The 26,161-nt window shown below is 58.9% G+C and carries 24 protein-coding genes and 2 pseudogenes; 9 read left to right on the top strand and 17 right to left on the bottom strand.

The features are described from left to right. Together HGP14_RS35320 and HGP14_RS32495 are read right to left on the bottom strand one after the other, a co-directional pair. Positions 1-325, bottom strand: a pseudogene (locus HGP14_RS35320) (glycosyl hydrolase); the annotation flags it as partial. Positions 326-509: 184 nt separating this feature from the next. Further along, positions 510-854: a hypothetical protein gene (locus tag HGP14_RS32495; RefSeq protein WP_168833933.1), complete on the bottom strand. Its 345-nt coding sequence runs from the start codon at positions 852-854 to the stop codon at positions 510-512. A gap of 177 nt (positions 855-1,031) precedes the next feature. On the opposite strand from HGP14_RS32495, the gene HGP14_RS32490 reads away from it, so the two are divergent. Beyond that, positions 1,032-2,174 (top strand): glycosyltransferase, encoded by a 1,143-nt coding sequence (locus HGP14_RS32490; protein ID WP_168833932.1) that lies wholly within the window; start codon positions 1,032-1,034, stop codon positions 2,172-2,174. 657 nt (positions 2,175-2,831) lie between these two features. On the opposite strand, the gene HGP14_RS32485 is transcribed toward HGP14_RS32490, so the two are convergent. The 9 genes from HGP14_RS32485 to HGP14_RS32445 form a co-directional block, all read right to left on the bottom strand. Further along, positions 2,832-3,314 carry a hypothetical protein gene (locus HGP14_RS32485; protein WP_168833931.1) on the bottom strand — a complete coding sequence of 161 codons (483 nt, stop codon included), beginning with the start codon at positions 3,312-3,314 and terminating at the stop codon, positions 2,832-2,834. A 145-nt stretch (positions 3,315-3,459) separates the two neighbouring features. After that, a complete protein-coding gene (locus HGP14_RS32480) occupies positions 3,460-4,311 on the bottom strand; it encodes an FkbM family methyltransferase (RefSeq protein WP_168833930.1) in 852 nt (283 codons plus the stop codon). A gap of 100 nt (positions 4,312-4,411) precedes the next feature. Continuing rightward, complete coding sequence (locus tag HGP14_RS32475; protein ID WP_168833929.1) at positions 4,412-4,612, bottom strand: DUF2905 domain-containing protein; 201 nt, start codon at positions 4,610-4,612, stop codon at positions 4,412-4,414. Between the two features lie 529 nt (positions 4,613-5,141). Further along, complete coding sequence (locus tag HGP14_RS32470; protein WP_168833928.1) at positions 5,142-5,384, bottom strand: hypothetical protein; 243 nt, start codon at positions 5,382-5,384, stop codon at positions 5,142-5,144. Continuing rightward, positions 5,381-6,136: a COG4280 domain-containing protein gene (locus HGP14_RS32465; RefSeq protein WP_168833927.1), complete on the bottom strand. Its 756-nt coding sequence runs from the start codon at positions 6,134-6,136 to the stop codon at positions 5,381-5,383. The genes HGP14_RS32470 and HGP14_RS32465 overlap by 4 nt, the downstream gene beginning before the upstream one ends. Positions 6,137-6,170: 34 nt before the next feature. Beyond that, positions 6,171-7,217: an ABC transporter ATP-binding protein gene (locus tag HGP14_RS32460; protein ID WP_168833926.1), complete on the bottom strand. Its 1,047-nt coding sequence runs from the start codon at positions 7,215-7,217 to the stop codon at positions 6,171-6,173. Then, on the bottom strand, positions 7,214-8,932 hold the full coding sequence (locus HGP14_RS32455) for an ABC transporter permease (protein ID WP_168833925.1): 1,719 nt from the start codon (positions 8,930-8,932) through the stop codon (positions 7,214-7,216). Before HGP14_RS32455 ends, HGP14_RS32460 begins: the two co-directional genes overlap by 4 nt. A 70-nt stretch (positions 8,933-9,002) precedes the next feature. Continuing rightward, on the bottom strand, positions 9,003-10,004 hold the full coding sequence (locus HGP14_RS32450) for an ABC transporter substrate-binding protein (protein ID WP_168833924.1): 1,002 nt from the start codon (positions 10,002-10,004) through the stop codon (positions 9,003-9,005). Between the two features lie 109 nt (positions 10,005-10,113). Continuing rightward, on the bottom strand, positions 10,114-10,995 hold the full coding sequence (locus HGP14_RS32445; protein ID WP_168833923.1) for a MurR/RpiR family transcriptional regulator: 882 nt from the start codon (positions 10,993-10,995) through the stop codon (positions 10,114-10,116). A gap of 399 nt (positions 10,996-11,394) precedes the next feature. Here HGP14_RS32445 and HGP14_RS32440 point away from each other — a divergent pair, with 399 nt between their 5' ends. The 7 genes and pseudogenes from HGP14_RS32440 (at position 11,395) to HGP14_RS32410 (ending at position 18,842) form a co-directional block, all read left to right on the top strand. After that, entirely contained in the window at positions 11,395-12,780 is a 1,386-nt protein-coding gene (locus HGP14_RS32440; RefSeq protein ID WP_168833922.1) for a cache domain-containing protein, read from the top strand. Then, positions 12,777-13,421 (top strand): response regulator transcription factor, encoded by a 645-nt coding sequence (locus tag HGP14_RS32435; protein WP_168833921.1) that lies wholly within the window; start codon positions 12,777-12,779, stop codon positions 13,419-13,421. The genes HGP14_RS32440 and HGP14_RS32435 overlap by 4 nt, the downstream gene beginning before the upstream one ends. 268 nt (positions 13,422-13,689) lie before the next feature. Beyond that, a complete protein-coding gene (locus HGP14_RS32430; protein ID WP_168833920.1) occupies positions 13,690-13,887 on the top strand; it encodes a DUF3311 domain-containing protein in 198 nt (65 codons plus the stop codon). Beyond that, the gene (mctP, locus tag HGP14_RS32425) at positions 13,877-15,352 is read left to right on the top strand and encodes a monocarboxylate uptake permease MctP (protein ID WP_168833919.1); all 1,476 of its coding nucleotides are present in this window, start codon (positions 13,877-13,879) and stop codon (positions 15,350-15,352) included. Before HGP14_RS32430 ends, mctP begins: the two co-directional genes overlap by 11 nt. Before the next feature lie 313 nt (positions 15,353-15,665). Continuing rightward, positions 15,666-16,982, top strand: coding sequence for an SLBB domain-containing protein (locus tag HGP14_RS32420; RefSeq protein ID WP_168833918.1), 1,317 nt, complete (start codon positions 15,666-15,668; stop codon positions 16,980-16,982). An 80-nt stretch (positions 16,983-17,062) separates the two neighbouring features. Next, positions 17,063-17,263, top strand: a pseudogene (locus HGP14_RS32415) (sugar phosphate nucleotidyltransferase); the annotation flags it as partial. 70 nt (positions 17,264-17,333) lie between these two features. Continuing rightward, on the top strand, positions 17,334-18,842 hold the full coding sequence (locus tag HGP14_RS32410; protein WP_168833916.1) for an O-antigen translocase: 1,509 nt from the start codon (positions 17,334-17,336) through the stop codon (positions 18,840-18,842). Between the two features lie 59 nt (positions 18,843-18,901). On the opposite strand, the gene HGP14_RS32405 is transcribed toward HGP14_RS32410, so the two are convergent. From HGP14_RS32405 to HGP14_RS32380, 6 genes are read right to left on the bottom strand one after another with little or no spacing between them, the layout of a single operon-like run. Further along, positions 18,902-20,089 (bottom strand): DegT/DnrJ/EryC1/StrS aminotransferase family protein, encoded by a 1,188-nt coding sequence (locus HGP14_RS32405; protein ID WP_168833915.1) that lies wholly within the window; start codon positions 20,087-20,089, stop codon positions 18,902-18,904. Then, positions 20,086-21,060, bottom strand: coding sequence for an NAD-dependent epimerase/dehydratase family protein (locus tag HGP14_RS32400; RefSeq protein ID WP_168833914.1), 975 nt, complete (start codon positions 21,058-21,060; stop codon positions 20,086-20,088). Before HGP14_RS32400 ends, HGP14_RS32405 begins: the two co-directional genes overlap by 4 nt. Further along, positions 21,057-21,776 (bottom strand): acyltransferase, encoded by a 720-nt coding sequence (locus HGP14_RS32395; RefSeq protein WP_168833913.1) that lies wholly within the window; start codon positions 21,774-21,776, stop codon positions 21,057-21,059. The genes HGP14_RS32400 and HGP14_RS32395 overlap by 4 nt, the downstream gene beginning before the upstream one ends. Beyond that, on the bottom strand, positions 21,766-22,869 hold the full coding sequence (locus HGP14_RS32390) for a DegT/DnrJ/EryC1/StrS family aminotransferase (protein WP_168833912.1): 1,104 nt from the start codon (positions 22,867-22,869) through the stop codon (positions 21,766-21,768). The genes HGP14_RS32395 and HGP14_RS32390 overlap by 11 nt, the downstream gene beginning before the upstream one ends. Continuing rightward, positions 22,866-23,903: a Gfo/Idh/MocA family protein gene (locus HGP14_RS32385; protein ID WP_168833911.1), complete on the bottom strand. Its 1,038-nt coding sequence runs from the start codon at positions 23,901-23,903 to the stop codon at positions 22,866-22,868. The genes HGP14_RS32390 and HGP14_RS32385 overlap by 4 nt, the downstream gene beginning before the upstream one ends. Further along, positions 23,900-24,406 carry an acyltransferase gene (locus tag HGP14_RS32380; RefSeq protein WP_168833910.1) on the bottom strand — a complete coding sequence of 169 codons (507 nt, stop codon included), beginning with the start codon at positions 24,404-24,406 and terminating at the stop codon, positions 23,900-23,902. Before HGP14_RS32380 ends, HGP14_RS32385 begins: the two co-directional genes overlap by 4 nt. Before the next feature lie 536 nt (positions 24,407-24,942). Here HGP14_RS32380 and HGP14_RS32375 point away from each other — a divergent pair. Continuing rightward, positions 24,943-25,734, top strand: a complete 792-nt coding sequence (locus HGP14_RS32375) for a response regulator transcription factor (protein ID WP_312862242.1) — start codon at positions 24,943-24,945, stop codon at positions 25,732-25,734. The last annotated feature ends 427 nt before the right edge of the window (positions 25,735-26,161 follow it).

Below are 26,161 nucleotides of genomic sequence, written 5' to 3'. Positions count from 1 at the left end.
GCGCGGGGTCGACGGGGGCGACGGGGGCGAAAGCCGCAGTCGGCCTTTCCGCCGGAACGGGCATGGCTGCCGTTCCTGGTGCCGTCACGAAGGCCTGCGGTTGCGGAACCGGCCCCGCCCAGGCAAGTACCTCCTGCTGCGGAGCGGCCGGCGCGGTGGTTTGGCCTACGTCTGCTACAGGTACCGGGGCGGCCGGTCGGACGACGGAACTCGTCGTTTCCTGCGACGGCAACCCGGCTACCAGGCTTTCCGGACCGGTATTGGATGCGCAGCCCGATAGGGTCAGCGAGGCGAGAAATATTGCTGGAACGGCCGCTAGACGCATATGCCCCCGTACACAAAACAATTGCCGGCGGCAGAAGCCGCGTCATGAACAGGAGATGCTTACCGGAGAATTACCAAAAAAGACTGAATCCTAACGACGCCGTTGCCTAAGTCGCCGAACGGAGATGATGACCAAGAGGGATCGTCCGGCCGCCCCTGGTTGGGACGTCGCGAACGGGACCGTCTTATTTCTTGTTAGCCAGGCGACGGCTGTTGGCGCGGACACGCTTGCCAAAGGGTTTGACAGCAGCCGCGACGACCGCGTCGCGAGTCTTCGTAGCCGAGGGGCGTCCGCCCATCATCACGTTGATCGTCGTGTCGAGAGCAGCCTTCGACAGCGCCATATTGACGGCCACCGCGCTCTCTGCAGTGGCTGCGAGTTTTTCCACGACCATCCGCTGAAGTTCCGCCGCATCCTGGGCTTTACCCGTCAGCGCCGCAATCTGCATCTGCTGGAGCCGGAGCGACATCACGAAAGGGGCTTCCAACCAGAACGTGACTGCGTTCCTGCGGAACTGGCGCGGCGTCATGATGATCACTCCCGTATTGGCGCTCCCGCCATTAAGCATGACCTTTGTGACAGGCGATAGCCAATGCCCGCCCAAACGCCGCACGTCATCATAGTGTCATGTGAGAATGGTGATCTCTGACCTGTCGCGCCGCGATTCATGTGATTTTTGCAGCCGCTTCCACTCTTGGAATTGCCGATGCTCTACATGCTTGCCGTCGTCGGTCTCCTTCTGGCGATTCACATCATAAGTTTGATGATTGCCGGATGGCGGATTTCACGACGTGGTCTTGTTACACCTGATCTCTCGTCGCGACCTCCGGTCTCTATCGTCATTCCGGTTTGCGGACTCGAACAGTTCTCGCGGGAAACGATCGCTTGCGCCCATCGCCTGGACTGGACGGACTACGAACTCATCTTTTGTGTCGCTGACCGAAACGACCCAGTCGTAGCAGCGATCGAAAGCGCGCGCTTAGAGCATCCGACCGTGAAATCCCGGACGCTGGTGGGAGACGACCGTTTCAGTGCCAACCCGAAGCTCAACAACTGCCTCAAGGGTTGGAATGCAGCCGCCCATGATTGGATCGTCCTCGCCGATTCCAACGTTCTGATGCCTCCGGACTATCTTCACCACTTGATGGCTGCATGGCGTAGCGACAGCGGCCTTGTCTGTTCGACGCCCCTGGGCGCTCGGCCCCAAGGGTTCTGGGCAGAGGTCGAGTGCGCCTTTCTCAACACGCATCAGGCACGCTGGCAATATGCGGGCGAAGCGCTGGGCTTTGGCTTTGCGCAAGGCAAAAGCATGCTTTGGCGCAAGGAGACGCTCGACGGCCGAGGAGGCATTCAGGCCCTGGCGGCGGAGATTGCGGAGGACGCTGCGGCGACAAAGCTGGTCAACGGTCTCGGATTGAAGGTTCATCTGGTGGCATCGCCTTTCGAGCAACCGCTCGGCCGGCGGACTGTCTGGGATGTATGGTCAAGGCAATGCCGTTGGGCACGACTGAGACGTGTTACATTTCCCATCTATTTCGCGGCTGAAATCTTTCTTGGACTATTGCCACCACTGCTTCTGGTGTTCTGCCTCCCCCTGTCGGAAGTCGGCCTGGCTGCGAGTGCCGTCGCGGTTCTTGCGGCGGTCTATTTGCCAGAGCTGGCGCTGGCAAATAGCAAGAATTGGCATCTATCGCCCATGTCACTTGCCGCCATGATAGCCAGAGACGTTATGATGCCGATCATTTGGATGCGAAGCTGGTTGGGCAAGACATTTGAATGGCGGGGGAATACGATGACGATCGGTCCGCAAGATTCCCGATTGAGTGAGGCACCGGCTGCTCAGATGTGAAGGACCCAACATTCCATCAGGCATTGCCTAGTCGCCATCAACCCGGCTTGGTCCACTCTGTATCCGCTGTGGTGATGAAGACTGTTCCGTCTCTTGCCAATGACCGTCTGCGGGCCCTTCGGAACTGGTTTCCAATTGCGAAGGCTTTTCCGTGCGACGAGGTTCACGCGGCCGACAGCCGAGCACACGACCCCACTCTTTCCGAGATAAGGCTTCCAAGTCTTCGATGCTCATCACCGCTCCCCCGGTGCTCATACCAGAGAGCATATTAGAACCTAAGCATAAAACGACCGCAATAATCCAATTGGGTGAACGCTCGGAAACGCCCTTCTGATCGAAAAGCCATGGTAGCGGGCAGGTATGCTGTTGGGGGATGCTCTCGCGACGAGATCGCAAGCGTCCAGCGACCACGCCAAGGCGTAGCGCTCATATACCGGAGTATAATACCTTTATTTGCAAACCGGATGTACCTTATCACCACTGCCTCATGTCCGTCTCTCGCATGAGGCGGGCGACCAGGCTTCTGAGCTCTGGTGTTTTTCTCCCTCCCTTGGCAATGGATCGTTTCGATCCATTGGGAGGTCGCATTCCCCCCAGCGACCTCCCCTTTTCTTTCAAAACACCGAAGCTAGCGCATCTCGGCGGAGCTTGTATCGATCAGCGCAGACGGCAAAGTCTAGTTAACTGCGACTGCGCCCAGTCCCGGGCGAACTGCTGGGTCTCTTCCAGCCCGGACAGAAGCGCGCCGAGTTCGCCACTGATCTGAATATTTGCATCGGTTATCCTGCACGCGCCAATATCAAGCGTCACCGTGGCTACAACTTCGCCCTCGAGCGGAGGCGTCTGGAAGAGTGAATCTGAACTTGACTCACAAGTCAGCAATGCCTTTGCGACGAGAGATGAGGCGCCGTTCGGCAACGAACAGATATCGACCGACATCACTTGAAATCTCGCGGTGTGGTTTGGACCCAGCGGAAGCTGTTCACACAGTTGCGCTGAGCCGATCGCCCTGGCGATTTGCGGCCACTCGGGGCTGTTGAGCGCTGACCTGCACTCTGCCAGGGCTGGCACGAAGGACAAGAAAGATATGGCTGCGGAAAAGCCGGTGACTTTCAGATTCCTGCAAAATCGCTCCCTCATCGACCATCCTCTATCTAATCTGGGAGTTGAACTCATGAAGCCGCAACAGCCCGGTGCGGTATCTGTCACTTGCCGAGTTGGCACACCCACTGGCGCGTCGGATATCCAGGTGGATGAGCTACTATAAGCAACAGGGCGGGAGCGCCTAAGCATGCATGCGCTCGAAAACGTAATCGTTCTGACCCGGCAGAAAGCGGTTGGTTTCGACGATATCGAAAGTGGATGGATCGCCGATCCGGCGGAGATACGAGCTGATCAGATAATAGTCGACCGTGTAGATATTGCTGATGGCATAGGCTCTGAACCCCGCCCTGATAAATTTTTCGACAAACTCCGAAGAGTCATCGCTTACTTCCGAGGCGACGATTAGGTCGGCAGGAAATCGATCAACGTCATCAAGGATAGACTTGAGGACGGGTCCTTCCGAACCCTCTATGTCTATCTTGATGAAGTTGATCTTCCCAATGTCGTCGCCGAGAATCCTTTTCAGCGGCAATCCTGGTATCGTACCGGATGCATCTACGGCTACAGCATTGGCGCCGGCATTGTGCTTGGTGCCCTTTCTGATGGAAATCGTGCATGGCTCTTCTGTTGCGGCAACATTGAGCGCTCTTACATTTCCCGTGTCGTTTAGTGAAAGGTTGGTCTGAAGTCTCGTGAAGGTGGTTGGATCAGCCTCCACCGAGACGACGATACCATCAGCGCCGACTTTCTTTGACGCGAGCAGCGAGTAATAGCCAACATTCGCTCCGATGTCTGCATAACCATCACCTTGCTTAAGCCTGGAAAGGGTGAAGTGCGTAAGGTTATGTTCAAATATGCCGAAGAACCGGATTCGCCGTTGAACGAAGTCTCGAGAATTGCAGAGCATCCTGGCATCGAAAACCGTGTACGCTTCTGAAGATGGGCTCAATATCGTATAGAGCCTCATATATATCCTCTGGAAAACGTCCATCGACTTGATAATGAAATAGAAGAACTTGCCGCGTCTTGGCATGCAGCCCCCTCCTACATCAGCCCCGTCTATTAGGTAGGTCGAAAGAACGGCAAACTTAAGATTGTCAAATTCTGCCTGCGTTGCTCGCGGAAGCGGTCTTCTAGCGATTTATCAGCCAGAGGAGCGCGGAAAGCACGATGCTGACAAGCAGGCCGGTGGCAATCGGGATATAAATCGTGAAGCTCCCGCGCTGGATCAGAATGTCGCCCGGTAGTCTCCCAAGACCGAGACGCCCAAGCCACGGCCAGAGAATACCGAGCGCAACGATTATAAGACCAATGATGATCAGCGTCCGGGACATGGTAGCTCCCATGCTTCCTGCCTCGATTGACACGGATCAATCTAAGCCAGCCTCGCTCTAAGTCCAAATGGCCCTTGGCAGGAAACGAGCCGCCCATATTGCGTTTTCGCTACGGCAGGGCGCGCCCAATAAAGCACCCGATGCTGGCAGTTCAAGGTATAGTGACCTATTCGCCACGCGCATAGCGCATGGCTGGATTGCGAATTCCTGCCTATGATTTGAGCGCAATCCTTGTATATTCAACTCATCGAAGTGCTGCACCTCCTCCCGCAGAACTTCGATGCGCGTGGGCGACCGTCCTCCTCCCAGGTCGCTCTCGGGATCAGCGCCACTCCTCCTCCCAGGTTGCTGATCGGTTCTTTTGGAAAAGCCTGCCGCACCTCCTCCCGCGGCAGGCTTTTTCGTTTCCGGTTGTTTAACCTGGCGTGCAAAGTCCGGACGTGGCTGAGGCAGCCCTGATCGAGCGGTACCGAAAAGCCTTCTCTGAGACCGACGTCACCGACGACCGCAAGACAATCACCGATCCACCCTACACCGCCTGCGCCTTCTGACGCGCGCTTCGGACTTTGGCTTTTGCCGCTCTGAAAACGCTCTCGGCCAAGATCAGCAGACACCCGACGGCAAGGATCAGGGCGCCGACCAGGGCTGTGACGAAGCCGAGCTTCACCACAAGCCCGACGGCGGCGATCAGGATCAGAGACAACAGCGCCAGCGCGCCGTCATCTATGAACATTCCGAGGAGTTCCTTGAAAACGATTTTGAGGATGTTCATTGGGCAGAGGGCTCCATGGGGGCATTGTGATAATGGCGCAGCATCCTGACGGCGATGAAGGAAAAGATCGCCAGCAAGGCAAGGATCGGCAGCAGAGAAAGATCGGCGCCCGGCCATTCGGCGCCGAGGCCCTCACCCACCCAGAAGATGCCGAACGTACTGAGAAGCAGGCCGACCACAAATTTCAGGCTGTTTTCCGGGACGGTGGAGAGCGGTTTGTGGACGAACAGGCCGATGACAAGCACGAGGATACAAGCGGCCGCAGCACCCATGCTGGCGTAGCCAAGCATGCCCTGACCCGCGCCGGTGGCGATCACAATGAAGACGACCTCGATGCCTTCGAGAAGGACAGCCTTGAATGCCGCCGTTCCCGCAAGGAAATTCGCCCTCGCCTCGGCCGCTTGCCGGCGGAGGCTGTCGGTCTCGGCGGCAAAGGCCTTTTCCTCGTCATGCAGTGCGATGAAGCCGGAGGCTCGAAGGATCGCCTTTCTCAGCCAGCGCAGGCCGAACAGGATCAGCAGCGTGCCGATGATGAATTGCATCAGGTCGATAGGGATCAGGCCGAGCAAAGGCCCGAGTGCCAGGACCAGAATGGCGAGGACCGCAAGGGCAAGGCCAGTGCCGATGAAGGCCGGACGCCAGCTCTGCGTCACGCCGACGGCAAGGATGATGGTGAAGGCCTCGACGACCTCCACGAAGGAACCGAGGAAGGCCGCCGTCACGGTCGAGCCTATGCTTGTTATTGTTGTCATTTCATTTGTCCATATCAGTCTTCAATAAAGCGGGTCAGGCCGGAAGTACGGTGCATCGCTCCGGCGGAAGCGAGAAGGCGAGAGCCGAGCCGGGAACCTCCCTGCGCGGCCAATCCAGTCGCACAACGTCGGAACCGACTTTGATTTGCAGACGCCAGCAGCGGCCGTGGAATGCGCTGTCGACAACCTCGCCGGTCAGATGGTTGTCGGGATGCTCGTCTACTGGCCGGCCGTCCTCCGGGCGGACGACGAGCATGGCCGAGCCGTTCATTCCACTGGAGCTGTGGCTGAGCACGCCCCCATTGCCGCCGACGGCGAAACGGTTGTCATGGGCCGTGCCGCTGATCAGCGAAAAGCCGCCGAGGAAGCGGGCGACGAAAGCGTTCGCCGGCGCGGCATAAATGGCTTGCGGCGACGCAAACTGCACGATCGATCCACGGTCCATCACCGCCAGCCGGTCGGACACAGCCATTGCCTCGACCTGATCATGCGTCACATAGACAGCCGTCATGCCTTCGGCGCGGATGAGCCGCATCATCTCCGACCTGAGATCATCACGCAGCGCCGCATCAAGGTTGCTCAAAGGTTCGTCGAGCAACAATAGGCGCGGCCGCATCGCAAGGCAGCGGGCAATCGCCACGCGCTGTTGCTGTCCGCCGGAAAGTTCGCTTGGCCGCCGTGCCTCCAGAGATCCGAGCTGCGTGATTTCCAGCGCGTGATCGACCCGCCGCTTGATCTCCTCGCGCTTAAGCCCGCGCACTTCGAGACCGAAGCTCAGGTTCTGGCGCACTGACATATGCGGCCATAGGGCATAATCCTGAAACACCAGCCCGACATTGCGGTCCTCGGCAGGCACCTCCCCGCGGCGCGACCACATGAGATCGCCCTGGATACGGATCTCACCGCTATCCGGTGAGACAAGACCGGCGATCGATCGAAGCAGTGTCGACTTGCCTGAACCGCTGGCCCCGACGAGCGCAACCACCTCGCCCGGCTCAACCGATACGGCCAAGTCGTTCAACACCAACTTGCCGCCAAGCGATTTGACGAGAGAAGAACATTCCAGTGCGGGCTGGGTCATCGTCCGGCCTCCTTGGCGGGATCGCGTTCATTTCGAAAAAGGGCGGCAATTCCAGCCACGATGCCGACGGCGCAAAGCGCTGTCAGCGCCAGAGCGCAGGCAACGGCATCCCGGTCCTGCGTGAAGTCATTGACGATCAGAGCGGGCAGAGCCGAGCCGGAGCTCGGTATCAGGAATTGCGACATCGGCAGCTCGAAGAGCGAACGAACCATCGTCACCCCGAACGCGACAACGACAGCCCTGCGAATGAGCGGCAGAACGATGCGCCGCAGATGCTGCATGGGGTCGGCGCCCGAAAGCCGCGAAGCTTCGCCAAGCGAGCTCCCTAGCCGGTCAAGCGCCGCCCAGAGGAAGATCAGGCAATAGGGCAGCGCGGCGGCGGCATAGCCGATCACCAGCAGCAGCCGCGATCCGTAAAGGCCGAGATCGCGGAAGCCGGCGAGACGGTTGTAGAGAAGAATGTATCCGAACGCGAGGATGATGCCGGGAATGGCGACGGTCACCATCGCGAGGCCGGCAGAAAGCAGGCGGGTCGCGCTGGAGGCGAGTGAGATTCGATAGGCGAACAGCGTCGAGAACGCTACGGCAACGAGGGCAGCCAGCAGTGCATAGACGAAGCTCCAGACGAGCGCCTGGCCCGCGACGCTTGCGGAGTCGAACACTGTCCGCATGGCATCAAGGGAGAAATTTCCCGGGGACAGCCCATCTGTCAGAGAGATTGTGAAAGCCCGCACAACAATCGATAGCAACGGCAGTATTGCCGCGCCAAGTGAACCTATTGCAAGGCAAAGGACCGCGAATGGCTGCCAGGCACCCAGCTGGTATCGGACGAGTTGCCGGTTGCGGCCAGAGAGAAAGCGGGTTTCGCGCTGGGCACCACTGAGCACCGTCGCCGCAACAGAACCGGAAACGAGTACCACAAGCAGCAGTGCCTGCGCACCGGCGGCAGCGAAATCGACTGGAAAGCTCGCGGTGGCCGCGTAGATGTTATAGGTCAGCAGGCCGAAATTCATGGATCGCGCAATCGTATTGGCTATCCCGAAATCGCCGACGATCTCCGCAAAAGTCGTCAACAGCGAGAGGCCAATGGCCGGCAGCAGCATCGGCACGATGATCCGCCGGATCGTCTGGCGCGGTCGTGCGGAGGCCATGCGCGCCGCATCGATGAATTCTCCGCCGAGCCCCTGCAGCCGCGAACGAACGATGAAATAGGGAACCGGGAACAGCGCCAAGGCCATCACCATCAGGAGGCCCGGCGGGCCGAAAAACGCAGCGGCTTCTTCCGGCGTGAGAACGCCGAGATGGACGAGATAGCCGCCCCGGGACATGAGCAGCACCCAAGCGAGCCCCTTGAGGTAGCTCGGCATCGCGAACACGATCCAGGGCAGGACGAGCCACAGGCGGCGCAATCGCACGTCCGTTAGCGTCAGGGTAAGCGCCAGAGCCGCTCCCAGCGCCGTGGACGTGACGGCGCCGGCGATACCGAGGAGGATCGTGTTGAGAATACCGCGAAACAGGCGTGGAGAACCGACAAGCCGGCCGAGCGCCGTAAACTCCGGCTGGAAACTCGGCGCGACCGGATCGAAAAGCTTCGGCAACACAGCCTGTGCCAGCACCAACAGGAGCGGCAGGCCGATCAGCACAAAGGCGACAAGCCACAGAAGTGGCGCGCTGCCTCCCCAGTTTCGTCGACCGATATTCAAGGAGATCGTCATTCCAGCACCGAAAAGCCTCAGCGTCTCTGGTTGAAAGAGGCGCGGCGAAAACACCGCGCCTCGGGCGTAATCAGGGAACGAACTGGTCGCGGAACCACTGCTTCCATTCGGTCTCGTTTGCGGAGGCCATCTTGTCGTCGAGGATCTGCCAAGTAGCTGTGTTGTCGACGCGGGCACCATTGCCCTTCACGCCGTTGATGACCGGTGCGAAATAGCCGTCGCCGCCTTCAGTCTGCAGCATTGCTGTCTCGCCTTCCTTCGTCAGCAGGAACTGGATGTAGGCCTTCGCCTGATCCTCATGCGTGGAGACGCTGGCAATGCCTGCGCTGGAAGGAATTGCGACGACGCCTTCCGACGGGTAGACGACAGAGATCGGCTCCTTCTGGGCGATCAGCGCATAGATCGATGTATCCTGCTGAATCGCCAGGCTCGCGTCGCCGGTGACGAGCGACTTGTTCACAGCGCCGCCGCTTGGAATGCCGCTGAGCGCTTTATTGGTCAGGATCTTCTCGAGCTCCGCCTTGCCGGCATCGACGCCCTTGTCGGCAAAATAGCTAGCGAGCCACTGGAAGGCCGGACCGGAGAGGTTCGGATCCTTGGCGGCAACCTTGCCGGCGAACTTTTCCAGATCGGTCCAGCTTTTCGGCGGTGCGGCATCGCCGATCTTCTTCGTGTTGACGGCGATCGCCGTCGTCGAGACGGTGACCGGGAAGTAGGCCTGGCTCTGCGGCACAAGGCGGCGGCCAAGGTCAGTATAGTCGACCTTGTCGGCAAGGCCGGGCTCCGGTTTGAGAATGCCCTGCTCCGCCAGTCTGCTCATGACGGCCGAACCCTCGACCCAAAGGATGTCGAATTTGGGGTTGTTGCCCTCTGCAGCGACCTTGCCGAGCAACTCGCCCGTCGAAAGGCGAACCAGATCGACCTGAGTGCCGGTCTTCTCGGTGAACGCCTTGGTGGCCGCATCAACCGTATCGAGCGCCGAGTAGACGATAAGATGGTCCGCAGCGTTTGAAGGGACGATCGCACCGAGCAAAGCGGATACGAACGCTCCGGCGAATAAATACTTGCTCATTTCTCTATCCTTAAAGTTTGCTTTATTGGAAGCAAAGAATGCTCGTCAAATATACCATGACAATATTTCAATAATATTACAGAATTGATGTTGTTTTCCTAAGGGTACTTTACCTTTTTACGCCCCTCTTCAGCCAAAGCTTGTCGATCGCGCCGCGCAGAGCGCCGAATTTCTCCAGCGAGGCGAGCGCCGCTGATCGATCCTGTGCGGCAAGCGCCACGATCATCGCCTCGATGAGGACGATCGTAGCTCCATGCATGGCAAGATGGTCCGCCCTGCCGCGTGGCACGGCTAGAACCTCGACAACGCGCTTTCGAACAAAAGGCGCAAGGCTGTCGCCGACCAAGGCGACCGGAACATTGTTCTCCTCAGCGTGATCGAGAAGAACCGAGACTTCGCGATAGATGGGCGCATAGGCAATCATCAGGATTGCATCGCCCTCCCCGATCGTCAGCAGACGGTCGGCCAGACCGATTCCGCTCTCAGACAAAGCCGTGGTCGGCAACCCGAGCCGGTTGAACTGCAAGGCGGCATAGTCGGCGACGCTGCCGGAGGGACCAATGCCGAAGACGAAGCGCCGGCGGGCCGAGAAGAGCAGTTGGACGGTGCGCCTGAAGGCATCCGAGAAATCCGATGAGGCCATCACCTCAAGGCTCTCGCGATGGGCTTTCAGCACGTGACCAAGAACGCCATCCGGATACTCGCTTAGATCTTCAAGCGTGCGTTTGAGGCGCCCCTCTGGTCCTCCACCGGTGAGATCGGCGAGAATGGCTTCGCGCAGACCGGAGAGACCCTCGAAGCCAAGCGACCGGGCCGTTCGTACGACGGTGGCGTCGCTGGTCCCCGCCCTTTCAGCGATCTCGGCGGCCGACATCAGGAGGACCGTCTCCTTCTGCGTGCGGAAGAACGACGCCATCTTCTGTTCAGCCGGAGACATGGCGGGCAGAGCTGCCTCGATCCGCTCGTCAAGGGAATTTTCCACCGCACTCATTCGATCTGGCACCCAAGTGGCGTTGTTGCGTTTGCTACAGGCAGTCCTTATCCGAAATAAATGTTTCAGGAAGATGACGGCACTGTGCTGCATGAAGCCGGTCGGGATTGCCGCCGGCCAGTAGTGTCCATCGCATTGAAATATCGCGGTTTAAACGCCACCTTGTTATCTCGACCGGAAAACGCGACCGGGATGGTGTTGTTGCCCGCTTTCGGAATAGCCGAAGCGCGCGCGAGAACGGTGACACTATTGCGCGCGTAGCGAGTCGCACCGCTTGGTAGCCCGGAGATGTTTGTCCGGACTTGACCCGTGCCGTCGTTGCCCCTTACTAGCCGGGCTTATCGGGGCGATCCGTCGTTAATGCCAAGGCTACGAGGCGGTACATGGAAGGATGCTCAATTGACCCTACGGCACCAGATAATCGCACTTGCGATCATCCCGCTCGTGATCTCGATCCTGGCGATCACCGCCTTCATCACCTGGCAATCGGCCAATCTCGCCAAGAACAGCATCGAGACGTTCGAGCAGTACATGCTGGAAGCCAAGGAAGCGGAAATTCTCAACCTCACCAATCTCGCCGTGTCGGCCATCCAGACGACCTACCACGATGCCGCCCCCGACGATCAGGCCGCCAAGGATAAGGTGGCGGAAATTCTCGCCTCACTCGACTATGGCAAGGACGGATACTTCTTCGTCTATGACTATGACGGCAACAACATCGTCCATCCGCGCCAGAGCTTTCGGCACGGGCGCAATTGGCTCGCCCTGACGGATCCAGACGGAGACAAAGTGATTGCCGAACTGATCGCGACGGCAAAGGCCGGCGGCGGACTGCACCAGTACAAGTGGCAGAAGCCCTCGACCGGACAGATCGCCGACAAACTGTCCTTCGTCGTCAGCCTCGACAAATGGCATTGGGTCGTGGGGACGGGCGTCTATCTCGACGACGTCTTTGCGCAAAGTGCCGCCGCCAATGACGGCATGCGTTCCAACATTAAAGAGACGTTCGTGATCGTGGCGCTGATCGCGGTGCCGGCGGTGCTGGTCGTTTTCACCACCTGCATGCTTGTGACGTTCCATGAACGTCGTATCGCCGACGGTCGGCTCAAGGAACTGACGCAACGGGTGATTAATACCCAGGAAGAGGAGCGCTCACGGCTGGCGCGCGAACTGCATGACGGCGTTTCGCAGAACCTCTTGGGCGTCCGCTATGCCATGGATCTCGCTGGCCGCAAGGTCAGGACGAACGTCGATGATGCCGCCCTCACCATTGATCGCGGCGTCGAGGCGCTGAACGGCGCCATCAAGGAAATCAGGCGGCTTTCGCACGATCTCCGCCCCCGGGTTCTCGACGATCTCGGCCTTACCGCTGCACTCGAAGCGCTGTGCCATCATTTCGCTGACCGCACAGGAATGGACACGAATATCGAAGCCGCTGGCTTTATCGACACGTTGAAGCCCGAGGCCAGCACTGCTCTCTATCGGGTCGCCCAGGAAGCCTTCAACAATGTCGAGCGGCATTCGGGCGCCAATCGGCTTACAGTCAAGCTCTGGAGCGATGGCGGGCGTGCGCGCATGACGATCTCTGACAATGGAACCGGATTCGATGGCAGCAAGAGCGTCGGTTTCGGCGCATCCGGTCTCGGTCTGCGCAACATGCAGGAGCGTATCGCCCATTTCCGTGGTCGATTGCTGATCAATACGAGCGCGACCGGTACGACGCTAACGGCAATGATGCCGAAATCGGCCAATCTGTCCGCTCGTCAGAAGGCCCAAGCCGCATGAGCCAGCCGCCGAAAATCAAGGTGCTCCTGATCGACAACCATCCGCTCGTGCTGGACGGGCTGAAGGCGGTGCTCGAAACATTCGACCGTATCGAGGTCGTCGGCACGGCCGGGCTTGCGCAGTCGGGTCTTGATATCGGCAGGCGGGTCCAGCCCCAGGTGGTGCTGATGGACATCAACATGCCGAAGCTAAGCGGCATCGAAGCGATCGAGGTCTTTAGGAAAGAACTTCCGGAGGCACGAATCGTGATGCTCTCTATGCATGACAGCCGGGAGTATATCTCCTCGTCGGTGATGCGTGGTGCAGCCGGCTACGTCCTCAAGGACGTGTCGACGGACGAGATCGTCTCGGCCATCGAGACGGTGGCGAGCGGAGGGACCTATTTCTCCTCGGGAGTCGTCGACGTGCTGATGGAGCGCGGCACGGGGGAGGATGGCGACCCGCTGACGCCGCGCGAAGGCGACATTCTGGGGCTGATCGGTACCGGCAGTAGCAACCGGGAGATCGCCGAAACGCTCGGGATAAGTTCCGCCACGGCTGAAACTCACCGAAAGAACCTCAAGAAAAAGCTCGGCATAGCCACGACGGCCGGCTTGATCCGCTATGCGATCGATCGCGGTATTGCTAAAAAGATCGGGTAAACCCCTCGCCTACCCAGTTCTGGGTAGGGCGGCGAATTTCGTCTCTTTCGCCACCTTGTCGCACGAAAACCGGCGGCATAGGAGTTCCTCACGCCCCGCCCGCGGGGCTGTTGGGAGGAGTTCCATGCATCATGCCTGCTTTCGATTCAGCAGAAAACCTGCTGCACTGAACCTGGCAAGGCCCTCCGCGGCCGCTGCCTGACGGAAACGACCTTCCACGCCGACACACCCGGTGGCCTTGATCATGGCGCCTGAAAGGTATCCCGACATGGAAAAACGACATAGCAAGGCAGCGCTCTGGCTGCTCGTCATCCCCTATATAGGCCTGCTCTGGCCGCCCTTTTACAATGTTCTCGAGCCGTCTCTTTTCGGCTTCCCCTTCTTCTATTGGTACCAGCTCGCCTGGGTGCCGATTACCGCTTTCCTGACCTGGATCGCCTATCGGAGCACGCACCATGACGACTGAGATCAACGGCATGGCGCTTGCCGTCTTCATCTTTTTCTTCGCGCTCGTCACCGTCATGGGTTTCGTCGCAAGCCGCTGGCGCAAGCCCGAAACACTCGCCCATATCGATGAATGGGGCCTGGGCGGCCGTAGCTTCGGCACCTGGATCACCTGGTTCCTGGTCGGCGGCGATTTCTATACTGCCTATACGGTCATCGCCGTTCCGGCGCTGGTCTATACTGTCGGCGCCTATGGCTTCTTCGCCCTGCCCTACACCATCATTGTCTATCCCTTTGTCTTCATGGTGATGCCTGTTCTTTGGAAACGCGCCAAGGACTTTGGTTATGTGACGGCTGGTGATGTCGTCCATGGCCAATACGGCTCGCGGGGTCTCGAACTCGCCGTGGCGGCAACCGGTGTCATCGCCACCATGCCCTACATCGCCCTCCAGCTCGTCGGCATGACGGCGGTCTTGAAGGCGCTCGGTCTGCACGGCGAGCTGCCGCTGGCAATCGCCTTCATCGTGCTGGCGCTCTATACCTATTCCGCAGGGCTGCGTGCTCCGGCGCTCATCGCCTTCGTCAAGGACATCATGATCTATATCGTGGTGATTGCAGCTGTCGCGCTCATTCCCTCAAAGCTCGGCGGCTATGCCAATGTCTTCGCCTCGGCCGATGCCGCCTTCCAGGCGAAAGGCTCCGGCAGCCTGCTGCTTGCCGGCAATCAATACGTTGCCTACGCAACGCTGGCCCTGGGTTCGGCGCTCGCCGCCTTCATGTACCCGCACACGCTGACGGGCATCTTCGCGTCCAACAGCGGCAACACGATCCGCAAGAATGCGGTCCTGCTGCCAGCTTATACGCTGCTCCTCGGCCTGCTGGCACTGCTTGGTTACATGGGTCATGCCGCGAACCTGCAGCTCGAAAGCCCGAATGACGTGGTTCCGGCGCTTTTCAAAACGCTGTTTTCGAGCTGGTTTGCGGGCTTTGCCTTCGCGGCAATCGCAATCGGCGCGCTCGTTCCGGCTGCGGTCATGAGCATCGGCGCCGCCAACCTCTTCACGCGCAATTTCTGGAAAGCCTATGTCAATCCGGATGTCAGTGACGCTGGCGAAGCCAAGGTCGCGAAGGTCACGTCGCTCGTCGTGAAGATCGGCGCCCTGCTCGTCATCCTTTTCCTGCCAACGCAGTTCGCGCTCGACCTGCAATTGCTTGGCGGCATCTGGATCTTGCAGACGCTTCCGGCTCTGGTCTTCGGCCTGTACACCAACTGGTTCCGTGCACCGAGCCTGCTTGCAGGTTGGTTCGTCGGCTTGTTCGGCGGCACCTTCCTCGTCTGGGATGCCGGCTGGAAGCCGCTGCATGCTCTCAGTCTCGGCGGTGAGCCCTTCACCGTCTATACAGGCCTGCTTGCGCTTGCTGCGAACATTGCCGTTGCTGTTGTGATCAACGTCATCGTGCCGGCAAGATCGACGGTCCGAGCGTAAAAACCCTGCCGCGAGGGACCGTGGAAACGGTCCTTCGCGGCAAGCGCGCCTTTTCTTGCGCGCATGACCTCCGGACTTCCCGCGCAATGCCTCCGAGCAGCGCCGAGACATGTGTTTCCGCTCGATTTTGGCTGAAGCACCTGCCTACCTCATCAATATTGATGAGGCGAAGCAAACTACCTCCACCTTCCTCAAGGCTTCGCCAGACTGCACACTAGCGTTGCGGCTTCGGATTTGGCGTCCGGCGTTCGCGCAGCGTCGAAGGCATTGGACCGGCGTCCGTTTAAGGACGCTTTGCAGGCTGGACATGTACATGAAGTTATCGCACCGCGTCCCTTACGTGTTCTTTCGCGCGACGTTTGTCATCAGTGCACTCGTCTTTCTTGCCGGAGCGGTCTCGCCGGTTCTCGCCGATGGCAGTCCCTTTGCTCCGCAAACGAAAATCCGTCTGACGATAGTCCAATGGATGCCGGCCAAGGGCCAATATGAACGATGGGATGCGCTTGGCGGCGACTACACGGTCTCGGATGAACGTGCAGTCTTTTTGCCCCTTCTTGGCTCGCTTTCCGTCGGCAATCTGGATAACGCCGGCCTCACAAGCGAGATCGCCAAGCGTCTGCAGGAAAAAATCGGCTTGGTCCAGACGCCAACGGTCAGCATCGAAATTATCGAGTACCCGCCAATATATGTCATAGGAGACGTAACCACGCCCGGGGAGTACAAATTTCGGTCGGGACTTACCGTCCTGCAATCCCTGGCAATGAGCGGCGGCCCGGTCCGCGCGGCAAGTCAGCAGCAATCGCAGACGGTCAGGCTCGCAGGTGAATTGCGAGACATCGATCACTCGCTCCTACGTAGTGCCGCCAAAATAGCGCGGCTCCAGGCGGAGATGGCTGGGGCGAAAGAAATAACTTTCGAGCAGCCGCTCGGCGCCGATCAGCAATTCGCCACTGGAATCTACAACCAGGAAAGGGTCATCTTTGAGGCTCGTGCAAGTGCGCTGGACAGACAGTCAAAGTCGCTCGCGGAATTGCGCGATCTTTTGACCACCGAGATCGATACGCTCCAAGAGAAGCTAAAGGGCGCGGATGACAATATCGGATCGGTCGAGGAGCAGCTGAGCAGCGTCAAGACTCTGGTCGAGCGCGGGCTCACCGTCACCTCGCGCCAGATGGACCTGCAACGGTTGCTCACCACCTACCGTTCCGACCGGCTCGACCTCGTCACCGCCATCATGCGAGGACGTCAGGCGATCAGCGAAACGACCCGCAATCTCGAAGGGCTTAATGACGGGCGGCGGAGCGAACTCGCCTCCGAATTGCAGTCGGAACAGGCAGCTCTTGATCAGCTCAAATTGAAGCGCGAAATGACGCAGAAGCTGCTCCTCGACGAACTCTCGACCGGCGACGCATCGAGAACCCGTGGTGAGGAACCGCTGCTTACCTTTACCGTGAGCCGGCGGGATAAGGGACAAGTCAATCAGTTGCCGGCCTCAGAGATGACAGCGTTGCTGCCGGGTGATGTGGTGAGAGTCGTTCAATCCCGCATTGCGGAAGGGCCGTCTCAGTCTCAGGCTATTCCCGGCGTGCCTACCGAGGACGGGACGCATTCCAATCAGGCAAGTCAGTAACGGCGAAGAGCATGTGTGATCCGCAAGTTTCGTGACGGGCGCGTTCTCATTCAGCGGAAGCAAGACCAGGGGGAAGCGGCATGAAGGAAATAATACTTGCGGGAGGGAACGGCACACGCCTTTATCCTCTCACGATCGCGGTTTCCAAGCAGATATTGCCGGTTTGCGGCAAGCCGATACTCTACTATCCCTTAATCTCGTTGATGCCTTCGGTGATCCGCGAGATCCTGATCATTTCAACGCTCCGCGACCTGCCGTACTTCCAGGAGCTTCTTGGCGATTGCGTTGAGGAATACGCCTGGTGCGCGCCGGAGACCCTGCGCCACAGGATAAACGGCTAGGGGCAATCTGATGACTCTGCGCATGATCCCGCCCAGTGGCCAGACTTATACCCAGATCCTGAAGTCGACGATGCTAATGGGCGGGTCCTCGCTCGTGAACGTCGCCCTTAGCATCATTCGCAACAAAGCCCTGGCGGTTCTGCTTGGACCGGAAGGCGTTGGGCTTATGGGCCTTTACGGGTCAATAGCGGATATCGCCCAAGCCGTAGCTGGTTTGGGAGTCAACAGTAGCGGCGTACGTCAGATGGCAGAGGCCGCGGGGACCGGCGACGCAGAGAGAATTGTGCGGTCGGCGACAGTTCTCCGGCGCATGTCGACGGTGCTCGGGGTGCTCGGTGCCGTGTTGCTCGCGGCCCTGGCGCTTCCGGTCTCGACTCTCACTTTTGGCGACTACCAGCACGCCGGCGGCGTTGCGCTGCTTTCCCTGGCCGTATTTTTCCGACTGGTATCCGCGGGACAGACTGCTCTGATCCAAGGCTTGCGTGGCATTGCAAATCTTGCCCGCATCAACGTGCTCACAGCTCTTTTGGGCACGGCAGTCACGGTTCCCTTGATCTACCTCTTCGGTGCGCAAGCGATCGTGCCCTCTCTCGTCGCGGCTGCCGCGGTCTCAATCCTTCCGACCTGGTGGTACAGCAGACAAACGGGCGTGCAGCCACCACCCATGTCGGCGCGCCAGTTTGGGCAGGAAGCGACAGCTCTGCTCAGGCTCGGCGTCGTCTTCATGGCAAGCGGACTTCTGACCTCCGGCGCGGCCTATGCCATCCGCATTATAGTGCTGAAGGAAGGGGGCGTTGTGGCGGCGGGATTGTATCAGGCGGCCTGGGCGCTTGGCGGTCTCTACGCCGGCTTCATTTTGCAGGCGATGGGAACGGACTTCTATCCACGCTTGACCGCCATCGCCGGCAACAATACCGAGTGCAACCGGCTGGTCAATGAACAGGCCGAGGTTAGCATTCTGCTCGCGGGCCCCGGTCTGCTCGCCACGTTGACCTTGGCGCCGCTCGTGATGAGCTTGTTTTATTCCGCTGAATTTCACGGGGCCGTGGATCTTCTGCGCTGGATCTGCCTTGGAATGATGCTCAGGATTGTCGCTTGGCCGATGGGATTCATCGTGTTGGCGAAAGGCGCGCAGACTATTTTCTTCTGGACGGAGGTAGCGGCCACGCTGGTGCACGTGGGACTGGCCTGGCTCTTCGTATCAAAGTTTGGTGCGCTAGGAGCCGGCATGGCGTTTTTTGGCCTCTATGTCTGGCATAGTATCCTGATTTACGTGATCGTACGCCGGTTCACCGGCTTCCGTTGGACGGCAGCCAATCTTAGGCACGCGCTGCTTTTCCTGCCCGCATCGGGATTGGTATTCTGCGCCTTTTGGGTTTTACCGCTATGGCCGGCGACGGTGATTGGCTGCGTCGCAGTCGCTCTAAGCACACTCTATTCGCTGCGCATGTTGGTCGAACTGCTGCCGCCCGAGTCAATGCCCGCGGCCATCAGGGCATGGATCGCGAAGTCGGCGTGATAGGCGCCGCCCTGCCCTGCTATACTGTATCGCCCAACGGCAACGTTTCGCTCGTGCAGTCAGACTGCTTCGGCGTTGGCGGCTTCAGCAAAGTACCCGTGAAGTGCGTCAACCACCCAGGCCATGTCGACCTTCGTCATCTGGGCAAAGAGCGGCAGGATGATCGTTCGCTGCTGCGCTGACACGCTTTGCATCAGGCTTGTGGCGGCGCGATGAAAGCCTTGGCCAGAATAGGCTTTCTCAAGATGAATGTTCATGACACCGCGCCGGGTCGAGATACCCTGATCGAGCAGCGCTTGCATGACTGCCCGTTGGTCGGCCGTGCTCGGCAATCTCACACAAAAGCTCTGCCAGTTGCTGCGAGCCCAACTGGGCTCGACCGGCGGCACTAGCCCCGCGATCGTGGACAGGCGCTCGCTATACCGCGCTGCAAGCTGCCGCCGACGCTTGATCAGTTCTGGCAGCCGTCGAAGTTGCTCCCGTCCAACGGCGGCCTGCAGGTCGGTCATGCGGTAGTTGTAGCCCAGTTCATCATAGTCCTCGAAGATCACCTGCTTCGAGCCGTGGCGGACGGTATCGGTGACGCTCATGCCATGCTGACGCCACAGCCGGAATTTTCGGTCATATTCGGGATTGGCCGTGGTCAACATGCCGCCATCACCGGTCGTGACGACCTTGCGGGGGTGGAAGGAGAAGCACGCGATGTCGGCGTGTGGTTTGCCAATCTTTTCCCAACGGCCTTCCCAAAGGATCTCGCTGCCCGTCGCGCAGGCCGCGTCCTCGATAATCGGTATCGAGTGGCGCTTTCCGATCTCCACGATACCGCGAAGATCACAAGGCATGCCGAGCTGATGCACACAAAGGATTGCCTTCGTGCGGGGCGTGATTGCGGTTTCAATCAGGCTGGGGTCGATGTTGTAACCGTCCGCTTCGATGTCGACGAAGACCGGCATCGCGTCGCAATATCTGACGGCGTTCGCCGTCGCGATGAACGAATGGCTGACCGTGATGACTTCATCGCCCGGGCAGATACCGACTGCCTTCAGAGCCAGATGAAGCGCGGTCGTGCAGTTGGAAACGGCGCAAGCGTGCGCCGCACCAACATAGGCTGCAAATTCGCTCTCGAAAGCCGCGACTTCCGGCCCTTGTGTTACCCATCCTGACAGAATGACCCGGCGGACCGCCTCAGCCTCCTCCTCTCCGAGAACGGGCTTTGCGACCGGAATCAAAGGCAGCGAGTGACTCATGCAGCTTCGCCTCCTGCTGCAGCCGATTCCAGCCGCCACCACGCCACAAGATCACGAAGTCCTTCGTCTATCGGGATCTCGGCCTTGAAGCCCAGGAGCTGTTCGGCTTTGCCCGTGTCGGCAAGACGACGGGTCACGCCGTTCACCGTCCTTGCCGGATGGTGTTGAGGTTCGAGTGAGGACCCCATGATTCCGCTCAAAATCCGAGCGAGCTCCAGGAGGCTTGTTTCCTCGCCGCTGGCGACATTGAACACCTCGTCCGTGACGTCGCACATCGCGGCCAGCACGTTTGCCCTGGCTATGTCACGGACATGCACGAAGTCCATGGTCTGACTGCCATCGCCATGGATGATCGGCGGCATTCCGGCCGCGAGCCGCTCCATCCAGCGAATCAGCACTTCGGTATAGGCGCCGTGAACGTCCATTCGCGGACCGTAAACATTGAAATAGCGGAGCGCGACATAGCGGAGGCCGTACATCTCGGCAAAGCTGCGCAGCAGTCCCTCGTTGAACGTTTTCGCCGCGCCGTAGATCGTCCGGTTGTTATACGGGTGATGCTCTTCGCTCGTTGGGAAGCTATCGGCAAGCCCCAGCACGGAAGCAGAGGAGGCAGCGATTACCTTCGATACGCCTGCCTTAACGGCGGCTTCAAGAACATTGAACGTGCCCTCCGCCAGAACATCAAAGGCAAGCCGTGGCTCTTCGGCACATTGCGTAATTCGGATCGCCGCCTGGTGAAAGACAATATCGACCCCCTCGAAGGCTTTAGCTACTAGCGCTCTGTCTCTGATATCTCCGTCGATAATCCTGAGAGGACCACTGCTCATCGCCGTCCGAAGATTGTCCCGCCGTCCGCGCACGAAGTTGTCGAGAATGATGATGTCGCGAGGCTCTTCCAATGCGACGAGATCGGCAATATGGGACCCGATCAGACCGGCTCCGCCGGTAATGAGCACCCGCTTATTTCTCATGATCTTCCCCCACGCGACATATCCGGCATCGAATCGACGTCCGTGCGCCAGCGAATGAACCTCGCCGGCACACCCGCAACGACCGCGAACGGCTCGACGTCGGAGACAACGACTGCTCCGGCTCCAATGATCGCACCCTTCCCAATACGCACGCCGGGAAGAATTGTCGCATTCGTTCCGATATCGGCCCATGCGCCAATGCGCACCGGCTTGATTTCGAGATCCGTGCGAATGATGGGCTCATCCACCGGGATGGCGGTGTGGCTTGAGCCAAGCACCTTTGCGCCGGGGCCCCATCCCACAAACTCCTCGATCACCAGGTCGCGAGCGTCGAAATAGGCCATCGGGCCGATCCACACATTGTCGCCGATCACGCAGGTACCGTCGTAACGCCCCTGAATATAGGCCTGGGTGCCGATGAAGACGCCGTTCCCGATTTCGAAAGTTTCGGGGTGCTTGAAGCCGGCACCGCTTGCGGCCTGCAATGCAGTGCCGCAACGTCGCGTAATACTTTGCCAGATGGCTTTCCGCATCAAGGCGTCGATGAACCCCTCCCCTGCGGCGAAGCGACCGTAGAGTTCGATCAGGCCCGCGCGCCCGTATGATTGCCTGAGCTCTTCAACCAACGCGGTCTGGTAGGCTGGGTCCGTCAGCCTTTCATTCCGGCCATGGACCGCCTGCACGCGTCGAGCCTCGCCTGTGCGGTTAGCCGACATAGGCGTACTCCATTGCGGCGACCACCTGTTCAACCTGCCGCGCAGTCATCTCGGGATAGATCGGAAGCGAGAGGACCTCGTGCGCCGCGGCTTCCGAGATCGGAAAGTCGCCCATCCGGTAACCGAGATCCGCATGCGCCTTCTGCAGATGAACCGGGATGGGATAGTGCAGCCCGGACTGAATGCCTTCCGCGGTGAGTGCGCGTTGAAGTCCATCGCGATCACGGCTTCTTACGGCATAGACATGATAGACGTGACGGCGATCTTCGACCTCGACAGGCGTCTTCAAATGCGGCGATCCGGCAAGCAGCAACGAATAGCGGCGGGCATGAGCGCGACGCGCTTCGGTCCAGGCTTCAAGATGTCGTAGCTTGATACGCAGGATCGCGCCTTGAATGGCATCCATCCGGTAGTTGAAGCCTTTGAGCAGATGGCGGTAGCGCTGTTCCTGACCCCAGTCGCGCAGCATCCGTATCGTCTGGGCCTGATCGTCGCTGTTCGTAACGACTATGCCCCCCTCGCCGCAGGCGCCGAGATTTTTGCCCGGATAGAAGCTGAAGCAGCCGGATACACCGATGCTGCCTGCACGCCGATCTTTGTATTCCGCCCCGTGGGCTTGGCAGGCATCTTCGATGACGGGCACCCGGTAGCGGTCGGCAACCGCCTTGATCGCGTCCATCCCGGCCATCTGGCCGTAAAGGTGGACAGGAATAATCGCCTTGGTACGTGGAGTTATCTTCGCCTCGACCTGGGCCGGATCCATTGTGAGCGTGACGGGTTCGACATCGACGAACACGGGTCGTGCGCCTGTGTAGCAAATCGCCGACACAGTTGCGACAAAGGTGAACGGCACGGTGATGACCTCGTCGCCAGGGCCGACGCCCGCTGCAAGCAGGGCCAGGTGTAAGGCACTGGTTCCGGTGTTAACGGCGATCGCATGCTTGACGTTGCAAAAGTCCGCGAATTCCTCCTCGAGATGAGCGACTTCGTCGCCCAATATGTATTGCCCCGAGGCAAGCACGCGGAGCACCGCGGGCTCGATCTCGTCCTTGATCGACGCGTATTGTGCTTTGAGGTCGAGGAACGGGATCATGCTATGCGCCTCACTTCCTCAAGCTCGACGACACGGCCGCGCTGAGCGAGCGACCGGGTGGCGGCCTCGAGCGTGCGAACCACACGCAGCCCGGCATGGCCGTCGGTGATCGGCCGCGCATTTTGTTCGATGCAATCGATGAATTGCTCCAATTCGGTTTTCAGCGCCTCGGTCATATCGAGCCTGGGCGCGTACATGTCGCCGCTGCGATAGCCCACCAGCATCTGATGGACCTTCTCGCCGTAGGCGTCAGAATTGCAGTTCATCGTGATGCCCTTGTCGTAGACCTTGATCTTTTCGCTGGGCTCCAGATCGTCATAGACGATCATCTTGTTACTGCCGCCGATCAGCGTACGGCGTACCTTGACCGGCGCCAGCCAATTGACATGGATGTGCGCGATGAGCTTGCTCTCGAAGAAAAGTGTCAGATACGCAATGTTCTCGGGCTCGCCGGTCACATGGCTCATCCCGATCGCAGAAACGGCGACGGGTTTCTCCGGCAGGACATAGTCCAAGATAGACAGGTCGTGCACGGCGAGGTCCCAGATGACGCTGACATCGTGCTGGAACAGTCCGAGATTGACCCGAACCGAGTCGTAGTAATACATGTCCCCCAGGCCGCTTTCGACGAGTTCGCACATCTTGCGAACGGCGCCCGTGTGGACGAACGTATGGTCCACGGCCAGTATGAGGCGGCGGCGCGCTGCTTCCTCGACCATCCGCGAAGCTTCTTCCGCTGTCGCGGCCATCGGCTTTTCGACGAAGACATGCTTTCCCGCCATTAAGGCCTTCATCGCGAGCTTGAAATGGCTGGAAACCGGGGTGGCGATGGCGATGGCCTCGACCCGAGGATCGCGCAAGACTTCCTCAAAGTCGTCCGTCGTCTTGACCGCGGGATACCGGCTTTGAACGGCAGCCAATCGCGCGCTACTAAGATCACAGACACATACGAGGTTCGCGCGGGGCGTTTCTGAGATGTTCCGAACCAGATTTGGTCCCCAATACCCATATCCGACAACAGCGATTCCGATCATCGCATCCCCCCCGACGAGTGCATGTCGACTGGCGTATCATCGATGCGGCCGATCATCCTCGCCGGAACGCCAGCAACAATTGCGCCGTCAGACACATCCTTTGTTACAACCGCTCCGGCGCCGACCTGCGCAGCCTCTCCGATGGTCACGCCAGGCAGGATGGTGGCGTTGCTGCCGATCGATGCATGGCGCTTGACCAGGGTCGGGATCACGATCCAGTCGGCTTCGGTCTGCAGGCTGCCATCCGGATTGACGGCGCGCGGGTATGTGTCGTTCGTGAACATGACCCCGTGGCCTATGAAAACGCCGTCTTCCAGCGTCACGCCCTCGCAGAGAAAGGAATGGCTGGAGATCTTGCAGTTTTTGCCGATCAGGACGTTTTTCTGAATCTCCACGAAAGTGCCGATGCGCGTTCCCGCGCCGATCGTACAGCCGTAAAGGTTCACGAGATCTGGATGGTGGATGACGGTACCGTCATCCAACTTGACGTTTGATGCGATCATCCGCCTAGACCCCTGCTCCCAACAGACCCTGTGCATGATGTGACAAAGTTTTCATTTCGACAGGGCAAATAGTTCTCTGTCGTGCAAGGAGAATTGTTTTCATCAACCGAGTAAAGAAACAAAACGTTGAAGCTTATTCACCTAAAGGCGTATCTGCTTACAAAGGTCGGATGGCAATATACGCCAACGCTCGCCACCCTCGATCAAAAGTTAGCGGCGGCTCGCACCCGATCCTCGACGCCTGGTACTGGCATTGTTTCCATGGATTTAGCAGTTGCGCTCTGAGACTGAGGAGTAACGTTATCAACCATCCCCGCGAATGGCTCAGTAATGGGATAGTCTACGGTCCGATCTATCTTCTATTTACATCGTATTGGCGACCTTCGGTGCGAATTTAACCTATATTAATTAGTGTATCATTCAGGGAACTATGGTATCGGTTCGTACTTTAGCGATCTCTAAACTCTTCTGACTTCAGAGGAGTTGAATGCTCAACTTTAGTTGAGGCGTAGGGGATGTATGTGGAGGATGAAGCGGTGAGTTCAGCAATGGCACCAAACTTAAACCACAGGCAGGAAAACGGACCTCCCACTTTGAAGATAGAGCATGGTTCGACCGCAGTTGCCCGGACTCTTATGGAAGGGCCGTCAAGGCCGAAACACTCGTTTGTTATTCTCGACAACCGTGCCCTTGATCGGCAATGCCTCGCGCAATGCATGGCCGCTCACACGGCGGATATGCTTATTCTGGCATTCGGATCAATTGAGGAGTGGAAGCAAAAGCGCGAAGAATACCCTTCTCTTTCGGCAATCCTCTTGAACGTCGGAGGCAAAAAGATCGACGAGCCTGCCGTTGCGGAAGAAATCAGAAATCTTTCGTCGGAGTTCTCATCGACCCCAGTCATCGTATTGGCTGATAGCGACGATTTCGCCCAGATCGTGAGGGCGCTCGAGTGCGGAGCCAAGGGTTACATACCTACCTCGGTCAGCATCAGTGTCTGCATGGAGCTGATTGCCCTGTCAGTGGCGGGAGGGGTTTTCGTGCCTGCAAGCGCCTTATTTGCCATGCGTCACTTGCTGGAGTCAGGCAACTCGAGCGCTCGCCCTTTGGCCGGCATATTCACCGATCGTCAGGCCGAAGTCGTAGAGGCGCTCCGGCGCGGGAAGGCAAATAAGATCATCGCCTATGAGCTCAATCTGCGAGAAAGCACCGTCAAGGTGCATGTTCGCAACATCATGAAAAAGGTCAAGGCAACGAACCGAACGGAGGTCGTGTTCAAGATCAACGATCTCTTTCCTGATAGTCTTACAGGCACGAGGACCTCCTGACGCCGTTAGCCGGTCGGGGCATAATCGCGCCACAAGCGGGTTCTCGTTAGAGCCTGATGACCACAGCAAATTAACCACTGAGTCACGGTCTGATGGTCTGGCGCCTCGGATTGTACGATGAACCAGCGACGTTCGTCAGCGCCGTAAAGCGTCGCAATGCAGGCATTCGCTCATAAGGCCTGCGCGAGCATTGCCGCGCTACCGGCAGAAACATTCTAAGAAGCGCACGAGCAGGACGACGCGCGACAGAGGATTCAACCAAAGAACTAGCGACCGGTGTGATCCTGCGTTGGCGACAGGTGACAGAATGTTTGACGAAGCGATGCGCACCGTCGTGGTTTCCACCGCACACTGAAGCCTCCCCGCGGTCGATATATGGCAAGACGTACGGACTGCCAGGTGAACATCGACGCTGGGTCAAGGGTAC

The organism is Rhizobium sp. P32RR-XVIII (genome assembly GCF_012641395.1).
Classification (GTDB): Bacteria; Pseudomonadota; Alphaproteobacteria; order Rhizobiales; family Rhizobiaceae; genus Rhizobium.
This window is presented reverse-complemented; position numbering and strand designations above follow the sequence as displayed.